Origin of the sequence: Microbacterium hibisci (genome assembly GCF_015278255.1) — a bacterium.
GTDB lineage: Bacteria > Actinomycetota > Actinomycetes > Actinomycetales > Microbacteriaceae > Microbacterium > Microbacterium hibisci.
On record NZ_JADIJC010000003.1, the window covers coordinates 228,294 to 244,335 of the forward strand.

Sequence of the window (16,042 nt, forward strand, 5' to 3'; positions counted from 1 at the left end):
CGGCAAGAGCCGCGGCGCCGCGGAGGACGCGCGCAAGCATGTTGCTCCTGTGTCTGATGTGACAAGTGTCCCTCAGACTAGCGGCAACCGGCCGACCCGGATATAGCACCTTCGTGCGACGCCGATGCAGCACACGGCCCGCCGGCCGCAGTCGAAGATCCCGTCTGAAGCGCGGGAATCAGCGTCCGGACACGGGAGGAAGCTCTGCCAACTCGATCGCGGCTGCCACCGGTCCCATGGTCTCGTTGCCACCCTCGACCACGAAAGTGGCGCCGCGTGTGAGCGAATGGGACGACGGAACGCTGAGGCCGACGGCGTTCGCGTTGACGAAGTACTCGCCCGGGCCGAGGCCGACGCTCGACAGCACCAACCGGACGACGGCCGACTCGGAGATCGGGCTCAACGTGACGCCGAGGACGTCCGTGTTCGAGGCGAGGGCCATCTGCGAATGGATCGTGTTGATGCTGAAGCCGACGGCCCACTTGTCGACCGGCCGCAGCGCCTCGATGTGCAGTCGCAGATCCACCGTCTCACCGACCGCGAACCGCGTGGCGACATCTCCCTGAGCGTTGCGGGTCTCGATGCGCTGGACCTCGAGGCTGTGGGACGCCTGCTCCGCCTGTCGCCCGCGCGTCCCCTCGCCGCTGGCGAGCAGCTCCCGGAATCGGTCGATCGCCGCGTCGGCCGCGCCGTCGAGGACGACCTGGCCCCGATTGAGAAGGATCACACGGTCGCAGAGCGATTCGATCTGGTCCAGGGCGTGACTCACGATGATGATCGTGCGGCCCTCCTCCTGGAACTCCTTGATCTTGTCGAGGCACTTCTTCTGGAACTGCTCGTCTCCGACCGCCAGGACCTCGTCGACGAGGAGGATGTCGGGATCAGTGTGGACAGCCACCGCGAAGGCGAGGCGGACGTACATGCCTGACGAATAGAACTTGACCTGCGTATCGATGAAGTCGGCGACGCCGGAGAACTCCAGGATGTCGTCGAATCGCTCGTCGGTCTCGGCGCGACTGAGTCCGAGCACGGCGGCATTGAGATAGACGTTCTCGCGACCGGTCAGGTCGGGATGGAACCCGGCTCCGAGCTCCAGCAGCGCGGCGACCCGGCCACGGTGGCGCACCTCGCCCGTCGTCGGCAGGATGATCCCCCCGATGACCTTCAGAAGCGTGCTCTTCCCCGACCCGTTATGGCCGATCAGGCCGATCGTGGTGCCGGCATAGATGTCGAGGCTGACGTCGCTGAGCGCCCAGTAGTCCTGGCGGTGACGGCGGCCCGCGCGTCCGAGAGTGACGACGCGCTCCTTGAGCGAGGTGTCGCGACGGACCGTGAATCGCTTCGAAACGGACTCGGCCTCGATCACGACGGGAGGGGCGGCAGGCGTTGGGGACATGGTCATGGCGGGTGTCACAGCTCCTGCGCGAAGTTGCCCTGCAGCCGCAGGAAGACTCGGTGGCTGCCCAGCAGCAGCACCAGACCGACCGCGATCGCGATCAGCATCCTGGCCAGGAGGTTGTCAGGCTGGGCCATGTCGGCCCCCGCAAGCCAGAACGCCTCTTGGAAACCGAGTATTGCGAGGGTGAGGGGGTTGTTGGTGTAGATGTCGATCACCACAGGGTTCTGGACGAGCTCGGTGACCATCTGCCACGAGTAGACGACCGGCGATGCCCAGAACAGCAGCATCGTGAAGACCTCCACGAGGTACTGCATGTCACGCAGGTAGACGTTGAGCGCTCCGAAGAACAGCGCGAACGCCAGACCGTAGATCACGATGATCAGCAGGGCGGGGATCGCGTAGAGGATGCCCGCATGCAGTGGCGGGTGACCCGACGCGATGGTGGCGGCGAGCAGGACGACCAGCTGGATGGCGAAGTTGAAGAGTGCCGACCCGACGCTGGCGAGCGGGAACACCTCGCGCGGGACATAGACCTTCTTGACCAAGCCCGCATTGGCGAGGATCGAGCCGGTGCCGCCGACCGCGATCTCCGTGAACAGACCCATCGCCGTCAGTCCGGTGAAGATGTACACAGCGAAGTCCGGGATGCCGCGCGCGGCCCCGAGGAACTGTCCCAGGACGATGAAGTAGATCAGCAGCTGAACGAGCGGCCGCGCCAGCGACCACAGGAACCCGAGTGCGGAGTCCTTGTACTTCGACTTGAGATCCCGCTTGACGAGCAGCCCGAGCATCTCGCGCTGATCGGTGACGTCCTTGATCGAACGGGTGATCCCCTGCGGTGTGAAGGGGTACAGACCACCCACCGCTCGCATCGGCATGACGGAAAGACGCTGGAACCGCGCCTCGCCGGCCGGGTTTTCCTGCGCAGACATATGCAGAATCCTAACTCGGGCGTGCCTGGGCAACCGTCCAGCGTCAGGCTGGGCGGCGCAGCCAGGTACGAGGATGACGGAGCCGCCACAGGAGGCCGCGCGCCCGCTCGCTCCGCGCGTACCAGGCTCGCAGCGAGTCCTCGGAGTCCGGTCGATGACGGCGGACGTACATCCGCGCGAAGTCGCCGAAGGCACCCTTCTCCATCGGTCCCAGTGTGTGCAGCAGCCCGATCTGTTCGACCGACGCTCCCGGTACGGTCTCCGACATCTGGTCGAGGTTGTATTCCAGAGCGGTGTGACTCATCGCGAAGTACTCCGCGTTCGCGACGGTCCGCGTGTGGTAGCCCAGCTCGCCGGCCGCGTACGAGGGCATCCTCTCGAGGATGTGGGCCAGCCCGCCGTCCTGGTAGGCCTCGGCGCCGCCGAAGTCGTCGTATGTCCATTCGTGCTGGACGAGCAGCCGGAGAGCCTCGGGGCGGGCGACGTACATGGATCCGTAGGGGGCGAGCGGCGAGATGTCATCGAGCGGGACGCGGATGCCGAGCAGCTTGCAGTACTCGTAGAACCCCGGCTTGTTGGACCACCAGCCGTGTCCCATGGTCGGGTGCCCGAGATGCACCGTCGGCGGGTACGCGAGGCCGAGCCCCGGCTCTTTCTGGAAGAGCGCGACGAGGTTGGCGGTGTAGCCGGGGCTGTTCAGCAGGTTGCTGAACTGCTGCCGGCGGAAGTGCCGTCCGACGTGGAGGATGCTCTGCGGCGTGCGCTTCGAGTGGATCTTGACGAGAAGGTCGTATCCGCCGTCGAGCACGACATCGCGGCAGTCGATGAGGAAGGCGCCCTGGTCCCTCCCGTTGTTCGAGCGCACGACGCGCACCTCCGAATGGCCGCGGCGCGGCCGCGACGCGATGATCTTCTCGATCGCTTCGGCCTTCTGCGCGTCCGACGTGGTGACGATCAGGTCGTAGTCGCCCGGGAGGGTGTCGGCCTGGTCCAGCATCTCGGCCGCCATCTCGTCGTAGTAGACGTGCGCCAGGACCACTGTGCGCAACGGGGCGTCCGGGTCGTACGAGATGTCCTGCTCGGGCAGCACCGACAGCATGGCGGCATCGGTGTTCAGCACGCGCGGCTGCACGTTCCGCGCCAGATCCTCGTAGATCAAATCGAGCGGATACCCGGACCGCTCGGCCTCATCGAGCGTCCACCGCCCGACGACTCCGAGTCGATCGAGGTACACCGGCCACTGGAAGAACGGGCGCCGCTTGAGGGTCGGACACCCCGCTTCGAGAAGCTGCCTGGCATACAGGACGGGGTAGTTCTCGGCGACCCCCGTGAGGATCGGGAAGGCGACCTCGCCGACGAACCCCTCTTCGGTGAAGTGCTCGGTGAAGACGCCCTCGTGCTTCACCACGGCATCCGAATACGACTTCATCTCCGGCAGGTCGCGCCAGTACTCGATCCAGGGCTCGGACAGGAACATCTGGCGGCGGACCGCGACCCAGTACGACTGCAGGTGATACGGCAGGTAGCCGGTCTGAGTGAACGGGTGCGGCTCGACGCGCCCGTGGTCTGTCATTCCCCAGAAGTGCAGCGCCTGGGCGTCCATCCGGTCGAAGACCGGCGCGAACGGCTTGATAGGGCCGAACCAGGTGTCGTTGGCGAGTATGACCTCGTCGTAGTCGCCCATGGCATCGCCGACATGGTCGAGGCCCGCCTTGTATCCCCAGATGTCGAACCCGCTGTTGTCGCGCTCGAGGACCTCGTCGGCGACGGGCGCGAGCGCCGCGTGACCCTGCTCCGTCAGGGTGCCGTTGACGACGACCAGAATATGGGCGACGTGCGACCGCAGCGCGCGGAGCGCGTGCGGGATGTAGCCCTCCACATCACCTCGGGTGTCGTAGACGACGTAGACGAGAAGACGCCGCCCGTTCGCAGGGAAGGGCTCCGCCGCACGAGCGGGGAAGACGATGAGGTCGCTGGTCTTGCTCATGCCCCGGCTCCGTACTCGTTGATCAGGCGCCCCAATCCCTGCCGGATGCGCTGCGCGATCGTGAAGGTGCGGAAGAGCACTCGGTACAGCGGGGCCGTCGCGCGGGCGAGCTTCGGATGGTTCAGCCGCAGGTACATGCGGGTGAGCGCCACGACGCCGCCGTGGCCGGTGAAGCCGAGCCGGTGCATGAAGCGGATCTGCTCGACCGGGTATCCGCGGGTCGTCGAGAACATCTGATCGGCCTTGAACTCCAGGGAGGTGTGGCTGATCGCCGCGTGCTCGCTGTTGAGGACCGTGCGGCAGTGGTACCCCTGCTCGGCCGCGACGAGCGGAATCAGACGCTCCTGCACGCGGCCGAGTTCGACGTGCGTCCGTCGCCCCTGCTTGCCGTAGTCGTTGTCGGACCAGCGCTCGCGGGCGAGCGGGCGGAGCGCGTCCGGCCGGCCCACCCACATCCCGCCGAAGGGCGCCAGCGGCGTGACCCGATCCAGCGGCACCTTCACTCCGAGGCGCTTGCACAACGCGAGCGCGGGTTCGCGATAGGCACCCCAGCCCCGCCCCATGATGGCATTGCCGATGTGCACCATCGGAGGGAAGACGAGCCCCAGCCCCTGCTCGCGCTGGAAGAGCCCGAGGACGTTCTCGACGTATCCGGGACTGCCCAGCAGGTTGTCCAGCTGGTGTCGTCGCGAGTAGTTCTGCATGTTGTCGGTCTTGCGAGGGGACACCCGGCCGTGGACCGCGACCAGCAGGTCGTAGTCGTCGCCCAGAATGAGGTCGCGGCATGCGATGAAGAGGGCGGCCTTGTCCCGGCCACGACGCAACCACGACACCCGCGTCTCGAAGCGGGCGAACGGTGCGTCCTGCCACGCCGCCAACGCCCGCTCGATCGCGCGGGCGCGGCCTCCGTCGCCGGTCGTCACGACCAGGTCGAACCCGGTGGGGAGATTGACCAGACGCTCCTTCAGCTCGGCGATGAACGCGACGTCGGGCACGTAGGCGATGACAGCGATGCGGAACGGCTTCGACGGGTCGTAGCCGAGCGAGACGTCGGGCAGGACCTCCAGCATCCCGCCGATGGCGTTCAGCGCTTTCGGCGGCACGTTGCGTGCCAGGTCCTTGAGGATGCCGGCTACCGGGAAGCCGTAGTCATCGACGACCTCGAGCAGTTCCCGACCGAGGACGGCGTGGCGGTCGAGGAACGGCGGGTACTGGGCGAAGACGGCCTTGCTGAGCAAAGGGAACCCGTCTTCGATGAGCAGGTCGGGCGCGAACAGGGCGGGGTCGCCGCGCGGGTAGTCCGCCGCGGCGAACGCCTCGCCCGTGCGGTAGCCGGCGCCTTCGAGCGCCGCGGCGAACTCGTGCTGCGGGACGATCGACGTCGGCCAGAGCTCAGCCCACCCGCGCGAGCGCACGACGTCACCTCGGACCGCGAGCCAGAGCCATGAGAAGACGCGTCCGGGGAAGCCCTCCTCGGGGAAGGTCTCGGGCCTGCCGTCGACGTTGCCCGTCATCTGCCACGCGTGGAGCGCCTGCGCGTCCATCCGCTCGAAGACCGGTCCGAGATCTCGTACGGGTCCGTACCAGCTGTTTCCGGTGAAGACGACCTCGTCGGCGCGCTCGATGCTGATCCGCGCCTCGCGGATCGCCGTCGAGAACGCGAGCATGTCCATGCTGGGAGCGGAATGGACCACGATCGTGTCCGCGACCGTCGAGAGCCGGTCCGCACCTGCGGCATCGGTGCCCGCACGGACGATGGCGACGATCTCCGTCGCCCACGGACGCAGCGCGCGCAGCGATGCGATCGCATCATCGCCGACTTCGTCGCGACGGTCGTCGATGAGGTAGAGGATGACCCGGCGCCCATCCTCCGGGAAGGGGGCAGGAGCCGGGATGGTCTGAGGCGCCTCCGCGACCATCATGCCTGCTGGGCGAGCAGCTTCAGCAGGTAGGCGCCGTACCCGCTCTTCACGAGGGGCTCGGCCCTTTGGCGCAGCTCGTCGTCGGAGAGGAAGCCCATGCGCCAGGCGACCTCCTCAGGGCAGCCGATGGACAGTCCCTGGCGCTTCTCGACCGTCCGGATGAACTCCGTCGCCTCGCTGAGCGAGTCGAAGGTCCCGGTGTCGAGCCATGCGGTGCCGCGGGGAAGGAGCTCGACCTTGAGCGTCCCGCGCTGCAGGTACTCCTTGTTGACGTCGGTGATCTCCAGCTCTCCGCGCGGAGACGGCTTGAGGGCCTTGGCGATCTCGATCACGTCGTTGTCGTAGAAGTAGAGACCCGGCACGGCGTACTGGCTCTTGGGCTCCGCCGGCTTCTCCTCGAGCGAGACCACGCGGCCTGCGTCGTCGAACTCCACGACGCCGTAGGCGGTGGGGTCATCGACCCAGTAGCCGAACACCACGCCGCCGTCGAGGTTCGTGTACTGGCGCAGACGGGTACCCATCCCCTGGCCGTAGAAGATGTTGTCGCCGAGGACCAGCGCGGCCGAGTCGCTGCCGATGTGCTCCTCGCCCAGGATGAATGCCTGAGCCAGACCGTCGGGCGACGGCTGGGATCGATACGTCAGCGAGATCCCGAACCTGCTGCCGTCACCGAGCAGGCGCTGGAACTGGTCGGAGTCCTGGGGCGTCGTGATGATGAGGATGTCGCGGATCCCGGCGAGGATCAGGGTCGACAGCGGGTAGTAGATCATCGGCTTGTCGTACACCGGGACGAGCTGCTTCGAGATGCCGAGAGTGATCGGGTGCAGTCGCGACCCGGTTCCACCCGCCAGAATGATGCCACGCATGCCCTCCAGTCTCGCTGATGTGCGCGCAAACCCCCAATCAGCGCTCCAGGTAATCTGGGGGGATGCGCAAACTCCTCGTCACTGGCGGCGCCGGTTTCATCGGCTCGAACTTCGTGCACCACGTAGTGGCGAACACCGACGACCACGTGACGGTGCTCGACAAGCTGACGTATGCCGGCAACCGGGAGTCGCTGGCGAGCCTTCCGACGGACCGCGTCGAGCTGGTCGTCGGCGACATCGCCGACGCGGAGCTGGTGGACCGGCTGTTCGCCGACGTCGACGCCGTCGTGCACTACGCGGCGGAGTCGCACAACGACAACAGCCTCCACGACCCGCGTCCCTTCCTGGACACGAACATCATCGGCACGTACACGCTCCTGGAGGCGGCGCGCAAGCATGATCGCCGGTTCCACCACATCTCGACCGACGAGGTCTACGGCGATCTGGAACTCGACGACCCGGCGCGTTTCACGGAGACCACGCCGTACAACCCGTCGTCGCCCTATTCGTCCACCAAAGCGGGATCGGATCTCCTGGTGCGTGCCTGGGTGCGCTCGTTCGGAGTCCGCGCGACGATCAGCAACTGCTCCAACAATTACGGCCCCTACCAGCACGTCGAGAAGTTCATCCCGCGGCAGATCACGAACGTGATCCGCGGCATCCGCCCGAAGCTGTATGGCAAGGGCGAGAACGTGCGTGACTGGATCCATGCCGACGACCACTCGAGCGCCGTGCTCACCATCCTCGAGAAGGGCGCGACCGGCGAAACCTATCTCATCGGCGCGGACGGCGAGAAGGACAACAAGACGGTCGTCGAACTCATCCTGCAGATGATGGGTCAACCGGCCGACGCGTACGAGCATGTGACCGATCGCGCCGGGCATGACCTGCGCTACGCCATCGACTCCACGCGACTGCGGACCGAGCTGGGCTGGACGCCCCGGTACCAGGACTTCGAAGCAGGCCTGGCCGCGACGATCGAGTGGTACCGCGACAACGAGGACTGGTGGGCCCCCGCCAAGGACGGCGTCGAGGCGTTCTACGCGTCGAAGGGTCAGTGATGACGGAGTTCGGCAAGGCGCTCGGTGCCACCGAGACGCCGATTCCGGGTCTCATCCTCTGGGACCTCCCCGTGCACGGCGACAGTCGCGGATGGTTCAAGGAGAACTGGCAACGCGAGAAGATGCTCGCGGCGGGCCTGCCGGACTTCGGGCCGGTGCAGAACAACATCTCGTTCAACGACGCCGCCGGAACGACGCGCGGCATCCATGCCGAACCCTGGGACAAGTGGGTGTCGGTCGCGACCGGACGCATCTTCGGCGCCTGGGTCGACCTGCGCGAGGGCCCGACGTTCGGCGCCGTGTTCACGGCGGAGATCGACCCGTCGCGCGCGATCTTCGTCCCTCGCGGCGTGGGCAACTCTTATCAGACGCTCGAGCCCGACACCGCGTACAGCTACCTGGTGAACGACCACTGGTCGCCGAACGCGACGTACAGCTTCCTGAACCTGGCGGACGAGACCGTGGCGATCGATTGGCCGATCCCGCTGGCCGACGTCGAGATCAGCGCCAAGGACCTCGCGCACCCCCGGCTCGCAGACGTCGTGCCGATCCCGCCGAAGCGGATCCTCGTGACCGGGGCCTCTGGCCAGCTCGGTCTCGCGCTGCGCAGCGAGTTCGCGGACAGCCCGCACGTGGAGTTCGCGTCGCGCGCCGATCTCGACCTCGCTTCGGCCGACCTGGCGTCCGCGCGACGCTGGCGCGATTACGAGGCGATCGTGAACGCTGCCGCGTACACCGCCGTCGACACGGCGGAGACGCCCGCAGGGCGGTCGGATGCCTGGACCGCGAACGTTGCGGGCGTCTCGGCCCTCGCACGGATCGCCACCGACCACGGCATCACGCTGGTGCACGTGTCCAGCGACTACGTGTTCGATGGCACGAGCACGCGCCCGTATCGCGAAGACGATCCGGTCAGCCCTCTCGGGGTGTACGGGCAGACGAAGGCGGCAGCGGACGCGATCGTGTCCACGGTGCCGCGGCATTACATCATCCGGACGTCGTGGGTGATCGGCGCAGGCAAGAACTTCGTACGCACCATGGCGACGCTCGCCGAGCGAGGAACCGACCCGAAGGTGGTCTCCGACCAGATCGGGCGTCTCACGTTCACGGACGACATCGCGCGCGGCATCCGGCACCTGCTGAAGGCCGGAGCCGCGCCCGGCGTCTACAACCTGACGAGCGGCGGGCCCTCTGCGGCATGGTCCGACGTTGCGCGCGCCGTGTTCGCTGCGGTGGGCCACGATCCCGCCAGGGTCGCCGATGTGACCACGGCGGAGTACCTCGCGGGCTCCGCGGGACCGGTCTCGCCGCGGCCGCACAACAGCGTTCTGGACCTCTCGAAGATCGAGGCGACAGGGTTCTCCGTCCCGGACTGGACCGCCACGCTTCCGGACCGGGCCCGCGACTCCCTCCGCACCGGCTGATGGCCCCGCCCCGTGTGGTGAGCCTCGACGGACTGAGAGGACTCGCCGCACTTCTGGTGGTCATCCACCACGCGCTCCTCACGATGTCCGGATTCTCGGCCGTCTACTGGGGGCTTCCCGAACCGTGGTTCGTCACGCCCTTCGCGCACACCCCGCTGCACGTGGTCTGGGCGGGCGGCGAAGCCGTGCTCGTCTTCTTCGTGCTGAGCGGCGTCGTCCTGACACTCCCCGCGGCGAACGGGCGCGCAGCGCGCTGGCGCGCCTACTACCCGAGCAGGCTCCTCCGACTGTACGTCCCGGTGGTGGCTGCGGTGCTGTTCGCCGTCGTCTGCGCGCTCGTGTGGCCCCGCTTCGTCGGTGCGGAATACAGCGAATGGGTGCGTGCGCACGGGGAGCAGATCAGCCCCGCGACCGTGGTACGCGACATGGTGCTCCTGAACGGCACCTCCTGGCTGAACAGCCCGCTGTGGTCGTTGCGCTGGGAGGTCGTCTTCTCCCTCCTGCTCCCCGTGTACGTATGGGTCGCCGTCCGTTTCGGAAGGCGCTGGTGGCCGGTGATCGCCGCCGGGCTCTGTGCCGTTTCGGCGATCGGCTCGGCCGTCGGCTCGGACGAGATGCGGTACCTCCCCTACTTCGGCCTGGGCGCCCTCATCGCCGTGAACATGCCGGAGATCGCGAACAGCGCGCAGCGATTCTTCGCCGGCAGGCGCGGCCAGATCGCGGAAGTCGTTCTGGGCGCGGTCGCCGCGCTCCTCATCACCTTCTCGTGGTGGGGTCCGACGTCTGCCGGATCGGTCGGCACCGCGCTGCGCGCCATCCCGGTCGTCGTCGGCGTGGTGCTGGTCGTGGTTCTCGCCATCGGCTCGCCCGGCGCCAGACGCCTGCTCTCGACGCGCGCGCTGACCGGCCTCGGCACGATCTCGTTCAGCCTCTACCTCACGCACGAGCCCATCGTCGTCAGCCTCGCGGTGATGGTTCCGCCGGACCGCTCGTGGGTGGCGCCGCTCCTCGCGCTGCCGATCTGCCTCGTCATCGCCTGGTGCTTCTGGAAGGGCGTGGAGCGTCCTGCGCACAGGCTCGCGAGGTCCGTCGCCCGCATGGCGGACCCGCGCAGGCAGAGCGCCGACCGCGACGGGCGTCGGATGCGCGAGTCTTCGCCACGGGGGCACGAGGGGCGGGTCGACCGGATCGACGGCCGGCCTGGAGACGGTCCGCGCCCCGGTTACGCTGTCACGATGCCGTGCCCACACGACCAGTTGTCGCGCGAAGACGCGGGACCGTGGATTTGTCGGCAATGCGGGCAGGTCTTCGGCGCAGCGTCCAGCGCTCCCGCGCCCAACCCGTGAACCACTGATCCGGATCCGTCGCCCGCCGTCGGCCCGCGGACGGCGGGCACGAACGGGCACGGCGATTCGTCAGAGCTCGGCGTGCAGCGCCCACACCTTGTCGGCCGCCTCGCGCCACGAGAACGAGCGCCCCCGGTCTCCCGCCAGCACACCGAGCCGCTCGGCCGACGCGGTCGACCCCACGGCCGACGCCAGCGCCGCGCCCAGCCCCTCCGAAAGCTCCCCCGCACCGGCCGCCGACACCAGCACTCCCCCGTCGAAGACGACCTCGTCGTGCACGGCGGACGACGCCGCGATCACCGGCACGCCGAGTGTCAGGGCATCGACCACCCGCCACGGGAACGCCGCCCGCCGCGACGGCGCCACGAACGCGACAGCCGCCCCGAACACGGCCGCCCGATCCTCCGAGGAGAGCACCCCGCGCACATGGAGGGCGCGCTCGGGCACCCCGGCCGCCGAGGCGAGGTCGGCCACGGCGGGCTCGTGCCCCTCTTCGACGTCGATGACGACGACGGGCAGATCGACACCGGATGCCGCGACCGCCGCGAGTCCGGCATCCAATCCCTCCGACCCGAAGGGTCCGCCGGCCAGGAGGACGAACCCCTCGAGGAGGCCCAGCTCGCGCCGGCGCCCGATCTCGTCGACCGGCACCGCGAAACCCGTCGGCGCGGCGCCCGCGATCACGCGCACGCGACCGCCCAGCGGTGCGATCTCGAGCAGCCGCGCCGCGAGGGAGTGCGTCGGAACCACCACCGCGTCGGCGTGCTTCACGGCGCGCTTCAGCATGGCCTTGTGCCACGACACCACCGCGCGGGGAAGCTCGGACGGCGATTCCCAGGGGCGGAGGTCCCAGATCGTCACCACGGTCTGATCGTGGTCGTGCACGCGGTCGTGCCGCACCAGGGGCGCGAACAGCGATGGCGAGTGGATCATGCCGCCGCCGATGCCGGTTCCGACGCCGAGCTGCAGTGCCGCCGACAGCTCTCGCCGCGGAAGCGCCGTGCGGCGGACGCCGGCCAGCCCCGCCACGGCGTCCAGCGCGCCGTCGGCACCGCCCGCCGGAGCGATCGCCTCGACCTCGCACCCCGCCGGCGCCGCGACGACCAGCGACCGCGCGAGCTCGCGCGAGGCCTCGGCGAGTTCGGGCTCGGAGGGGGCGACGAGCTGATCGAGCACGACGCGGAGCGTGGCGACCACGGTCACTCCCCCGAAGGCGTCTCGGTCGGCGGGTGCAGCGTGCCGTTGACGAGCTCGGCGATGTACGCGTAGTCGGGATCGAGCTCGTCGATGCCCCCGTCGGGGGTCAGTTCGATCGTCTGAACCGGCTGCTCCTTGGCCTTCATGCCGAGGTCGACGAGTGTCGGGATGAACGACTGCGGCAGGTCGGTCTGGATGATGTCGGCGCCGGCCGCCGCCACCTCCTGGAACCGGGTGAGCACCACCTGAGGGGTGAACTGCGCGAGGATCGCCTGCTGCAGCTCGCGCTGGCGCTCCATGCGATCGAAGTCGCTCGTCGTGTACCGCGACCGCGCGTACCACTGCGCGGTGTCGCCGTCCATGTGCTGCTGACCGGGTTCGATCCACCCGGTCGCCCAGCTGTCGACATCGTGCGGGTCCACGCCCTCCGGTGGGCCGCCCTTGGGCAGGCGCTCGGTGACGTTGATGTCGACGCCGCCGAGCGCGTCCACGAGGGCCGCGAAACCGTGCATGTCGATGAAGACGTAGTACGGGATCTCGATGCCCAGGATCCCCTCCGCCGCGGCCTTCGTGGCCTCGATGGCCGGCGTCGAACCGACGTTCTCGGCGTCCGGGTACAGGCCGGCGCCGCGGTCCTCGCGGCACTGCTGGACGGCGTTGGTGAGCTGGTTGATTCCGCTTCCCCACCCGCAGGTCGCGTCGCCGTGACCCTCGAAGCCGTTCGGATACTGGTCCTGCATCGGTCCCGCCGAGAACGGGAAGTGAGGCATGTCACGCGGGATGCCGGTGATCGTGGTCGCCCCCGTGTCGGCGTTGACCGAGACCACCGAGATGCTGTCGAATCTCATCGAGTCGCGGCCCTCGCCGCTGTCGGCGCCGAGGAGCAGGATGTTGTAGTAGCCGTCCGAGGGATCCACGGTCGGACCGCTCACCCCGAAGATCGTGCTGATCGTGCTGCGGACCGTGCCGACGGCGTTCGATGCGTAGGCCGCGGTTCCGCTCGCCACGACCATGAGGCCGACGGCGACGACTGCGATGCCGAAGCGCGCCCCCCGCCCGGTCTTGACCAGCCGGACGAGACGGAGCGTGTCGACCGAGAGCACCGCCCACAGCACGGCGTACGCGATCAGCAGTCCCTGCGCGATCAGGAGCGGCAGTGGGCGCAGCAGCCCCAGCCAGTCCGGAATCCACGCGCCGGTCACGACGCCGAGGCCCGCGGTCGGCGCCAGCAGCGCGAACAGGAGCGCGACGACCGCGAGCACCCACATGAGGATCGTGCACGCGATGCCGAAGCGACCGAGCCGTCGATTGCCGGCGAGCACCTGTGCCGAGCCCGGAATGAGGAAGTTCAGCCCGATCAGCCACCAGCCCCGGCGGGTCATCACGGCCCGGGACGAGGCATCCGGATACCGCATCGGCCGCTCCTGGACGACGCTCGAGCCCCGCGCACCGCTCGTGCGTGGGCTGGGCGGGCTCAGGACGCTCACAGCGACTCCTTGAGCCGCCGGTTCTTCTGCTCGACCTGGGCTTCCAGGTCGCGGGCGTAGGTCTCGACGCGGTCGGCGACCTCGGGGTCGGACGCGCCGAGGATGCGGGCGGCGAGGAGTCCGGCGTTCTTCGCGCCGTTGATGGAGACGGTGGCGACGGGGATGCCGGCGGGCATCTGCACGATGCTCAGGAGCGAGTCCATGCCGTCCAGGGTCGCGAGCTGCACCGGCACGCCGATCACGGGGAGCGCGGTGACGGATGCCAGCATGCCGGGGAGGTGCGCCGCGCCGCCGGCACCGGCGACGATCACGCGCAGGCCGCGCTCACGCGCCTCGCGCCCGTATCGGATCAGCTTGTCGACGGTGCGGTGGGCCGAGACCACCTCGACCTCGTGGGGGATGCCGAAGTCGGTGAGCGCCTGCGAGGCATCGCTCATGACGCGCCAGTCGGAGTCGGATCCCATGACGACGCCGACGAGCGGCGACTCGGAAGAGTGGAGGGGCGCAGTCACTCGTCGAGGCTAGCGGGCGAGGCTGGAAACTCGCCGCAACGGCGCGGACCCTGCGGCAAGGTCAGCGGGCGGAAGCGCACGCCCGAAAGAACGACGTCAATCGAGGAAGACGGATGCCGCAGCCCGCGCCTGATAGGCCACGTCGTCGAGTTCGTCGCCCACGACGTTCACATGCCCGACCTTGCGCCCCGGCCGGGGCGACTTGCCGTAGGTGTGCACCTTGGCCTGCGGGTGCTCCTCCATGGCCGTGGCGAACCGGGCGTCGAGCGAGTCCTCCGCGGGGCCGCCCAGGATGTTCACCATCACCGACCATCCGGCCAGCGGGTCGGTGTCGCCGAGCGGAAGGTCGAGCACCGCACGCAGGTGCTGCTCGAACTGGCTCGTCACGGCGCCGTCCTGGCTCCAGTGACCGCTGTTGTGCGGGCGCATCGCGAGCTCGTTCACGAGCAGGCGCTCGTCGGTCGTCTGGAACAGCTCCACCGCGAGCATGCCGGTCACGCCCAGCCCCTCGGCGATCGAGACGCCGATCTCGGCGGCGACCTGCTGCAGGCGCTCGCTCGAATGCGGCGCCGGGGCGATCACCTCGGCGCACACGCCGTCGCGCTGCACGGTCTCGACGACCGGGTAGGCCCGCACCGCGCCGGATGGCCGGCGGGCGACCTGCTGCGCGAGCTCCCGCGTGAAGTCGACGAGCTCCTCGACCAGGAGTGCGCCGCCGTGCGCGTCCTCGGCCAGCGTCGCGAACCAGTCCTCCGCCTCGGTCCCGGCCGACACGACCCGCACGCCTTTGCCGTCGTAGCCTCCGCGCGGCGTCTTCACGACGGCCCGGCCGCCGTGGTCGTCGATGAAGGCCTGCAGATCCTCGGCGTCGGTGACGGGCGCCCAATCGGGCTGCGGCATCCCGAGCTCCTGCAGCCGAGCGCGCATGAGCAGCTTGTCCTGCGCGAATCGCAGCGCGTCGGGGCCGGGGTGCACGGCGATGCCCTCGCCCACGAGCGCAGCGAGGACATCCTGCGGAACGTGCTCGTGGTCGAAGGTGACGACGTCCACGTCACGCGCGAAGGCGAGCACGGTTGCGGCGTCGCGGTAGTCGCCGACCGCGGTGGCGGCGAGGGATGCCGACATGCCCTCGTCCTCGGCGAGCACGCGGATCTCGACCCCGAGCTCGACCGCCGGTGCGATCATCATGCGGGCGAGCTGCCCGCCCCCGACGACTCCGACTCGCAGTGCCATGCCACTCCCTCTCGACCGGATACTCCGTCCATCATCCCGCACACGCGGAGCGACCGACGCGCGCCGGGTCACGCCGGAGGGCTGACGAGCCGGGTCACGCCGGAGGGGCGACCGGGCGGGGCGGGACGGGCGGCGCGCCGGGCGGGAGCGGCTGCGCGTCGCGGTGGGCGAGGATCTGATTGACCTCGACCTGGTCGACGAGCGCTTCGTGCACGAGCTCGACGCTCGGGATGTTCGCGAGCTGCAGCGGCTCGTCGATGCCGTTGGTCAGCGTGATGGTCCCGGCGCCCCACATGCGCGGCAGCAGGCCGCGGTGCACCTTGAGCGTGTAGCCGCGGACGTGCGCGAGCTCGCGGCGCTTGACCGAGAACAGCCCACGACGCTCCATCACCCTCCGCGTGGTGATCGTGTAGACATGCGCGAGCCACGCGAGGTACGGGAGCACCACGAGCAGCAGCACCACCACGGCCGCCGCGGCGAGCAGCATCCAGTTCTCGAACGGCGCCGGCAGGTTGCCGTAGAGATAGCCGCAGGCCGCGGCGACGGCGATCAGCACGAGCGCCGACCACGCGAGCCGGCGCGCGTGGGCGCGGAAGCGGGCGACGAGCAGCTCGGGCGTGGGCGCGCCGGGGGCCGGCGTCAGCGGTCTGCCGCCGTAGCTCGTCGGCTGCGTCAT

The 16,042-nt window shown here is 69.0% G+C and carries 13 protein-coding genes; 3 read left to right on the forward strand and 10 right to left on the reverse strand.

Features of this window, described 5'->3' with window-relative positions; translation table 11 throughout:
* Positions 1-178: 178 nt before the first annotated feature.
* The 5 genes from IM770_RS07920 to rfbA are packed head-to-tail and all read right to left on the reverse strand — an operon-like array spanning position 179 to position 7,106.
* Positions 179-1,402 (reverse strand): ABC transporter ATP-binding protein, encoded by a 1,224-nt coding sequence (locus tag IM770_RS07920; protein WP_372430662.1) that lies wholly within the window; start codon positions 1,400-1,402, stop codon positions 179-181.
* Positions 1,403-1,410: 8 nt separating this feature from the next.
* On the reverse strand, positions 1,411-2,331 hold the full coding sequence (locus IM770_RS07925; RefSeq protein ID WP_239065908.1) for an ABC transporter permease: 921 nt from the start codon (positions 2,329-2,331) through the stop codon (positions 1,411-1,413).
* Between the two features lie 43 nt (positions 2,332-2,374).
* Complete coding sequence (locus tag IM770_RS07930) at positions 2,375-4,318, reverse strand: rhamnan synthesis F family protein (RefSeq protein ID WP_203580590.1); 1,944 nt, start codon at positions 4,316-4,318, stop codon at positions 2,375-2,377.
* The gene (locus tag IM770_RS07935) at positions 4,315-6,240 is read right to left on the reverse strand and encodes a rhamnan synthesis F family protein (RefSeq protein ID WP_203580591.1); all 1,926 of its coding nucleotides are present in this window, start codon (positions 6,238-6,240) and stop codon (positions 4,315-4,317) included. Before IM770_RS07935 ends, IM770_RS07930 begins: the two co-directional genes overlap by 4 nt.
* Complete coding sequence (gene rfbA, locus IM770_RS07940) at positions 6,237-7,106, reverse strand: glucose-1-phosphate thymidylyltransferase RfbA (RefSeq protein ID WP_203580592.1); 870 nt, start codon at positions 7,104-7,106, stop codon at positions 6,237-6,239. Before rfbA ends, IM770_RS07935 begins: the two co-directional genes overlap by 4 nt.
* Before the next feature lie 62 nt (positions 7,107-7,168).
* Here rfbA and rfbB point away from each other — a divergent pair, with 62 nt between their 5' ends.
* Genes rfbB through IM770_RS07955 form a run of 3 tightly spaced genes read left to right on the forward strand, consistent with a single transcriptional unit; the run spans position 7,169 to position 10,937 of the window.
* The gene (gene rfbB / locus IM770_RS07945) at positions 7,169-8,167 is read left to right on the forward strand and encodes a dTDP-glucose 4,6-dehydratase (RefSeq protein ID WP_203580593.1); all 999 of its coding nucleotides are present in this window, start codon (positions 7,169-7,171) and stop codon (positions 8,165-8,167) included.
* On the forward strand, positions 8,167-9,591 hold the full coding sequence (locus IM770_RS07950) for a sugar nucleotide-binding protein (protein WP_203580594.1): 1,425 nt from the start codon (positions 8,167-8,169) through the stop codon (positions 9,589-9,591). The genes rfbB and IM770_RS07950 overlap by 1 nt, the downstream gene beginning before the upstream one ends.
* A complete protein-coding gene (locus IM770_RS07955; RefSeq protein ID WP_203580595.1) occupies positions 9,591-10,937 on the forward strand; it encodes an acyltransferase family protein in 1,347 nt (448 codons plus the stop codon). The genes IM770_RS07950 and IM770_RS07955 overlap by 1 nt, the downstream gene beginning before the upstream one ends.
* A 69-nt stretch (positions 10,938-11,006) precedes the next feature.
* Here the strand turns inward: IM770_RS07955 and IM770_RS07960 are convergent, their stop codons facing one another.
* The 5 genes from IM770_RS07960 to IM770_RS07980 all read right to left on the reverse strand — a co-directional run bounded on the left by IM770_RS07960 (position 11,007) and on the right by IM770_RS07980 (position 16,042).
* Entirely contained in the window at positions 11,007-12,134 is a 1,128-nt protein-coding gene (locus tag IM770_RS07960) for a glycosyltransferase (protein WP_203580596.1), read from the reverse strand.
* Positions 12,135-12,136: 2 nt separating this feature from the next.
* Complete coding sequence (locus tag IM770_RS07965; RefSeq protein ID WP_307785401.1) at positions 12,137-13,621, reverse strand: LCP family protein; 1,485 nt, start codon at positions 13,619-13,621, stop codon at positions 12,137-12,139.
* Positions 13,618-14,085 carry a 5-(carboxyamino)imidazole ribonucleotide mutase gene (purE, locus tag IM770_RS07970; protein ID WP_203580684.1) on the reverse strand — a complete coding sequence of 156 codons (468 nt, stop codon included), beginning with the start codon at positions 14,083-14,085 and terminating at the stop codon, positions 13,618-13,620. Before purE ends, IM770_RS07965 begins: the two co-directional genes overlap by 4 nt.
* A 144-nt stretch (positions 14,086-14,229) precedes the next feature.
* The gene (locus IM770_RS07975) at positions 14,230-15,366 is read right to left on the reverse strand and encodes a 5-(carboxyamino)imidazole ribonucleotide synthase (protein ID WP_203580597.1); all 1,137 of its coding nucleotides are present in this window, start codon (positions 15,364-15,366) and stop codon (positions 14,230-14,232) included.
* Between the two features lie 94 nt (positions 15,367-15,460).
* Positions 15,461-16,042, reverse strand: a complete 582-nt coding sequence (locus IM770_RS07980) for a PH domain-containing protein (protein ID WP_203580598.1) — start codon at positions 16,040-16,042, stop codon at positions 15,461-15,463.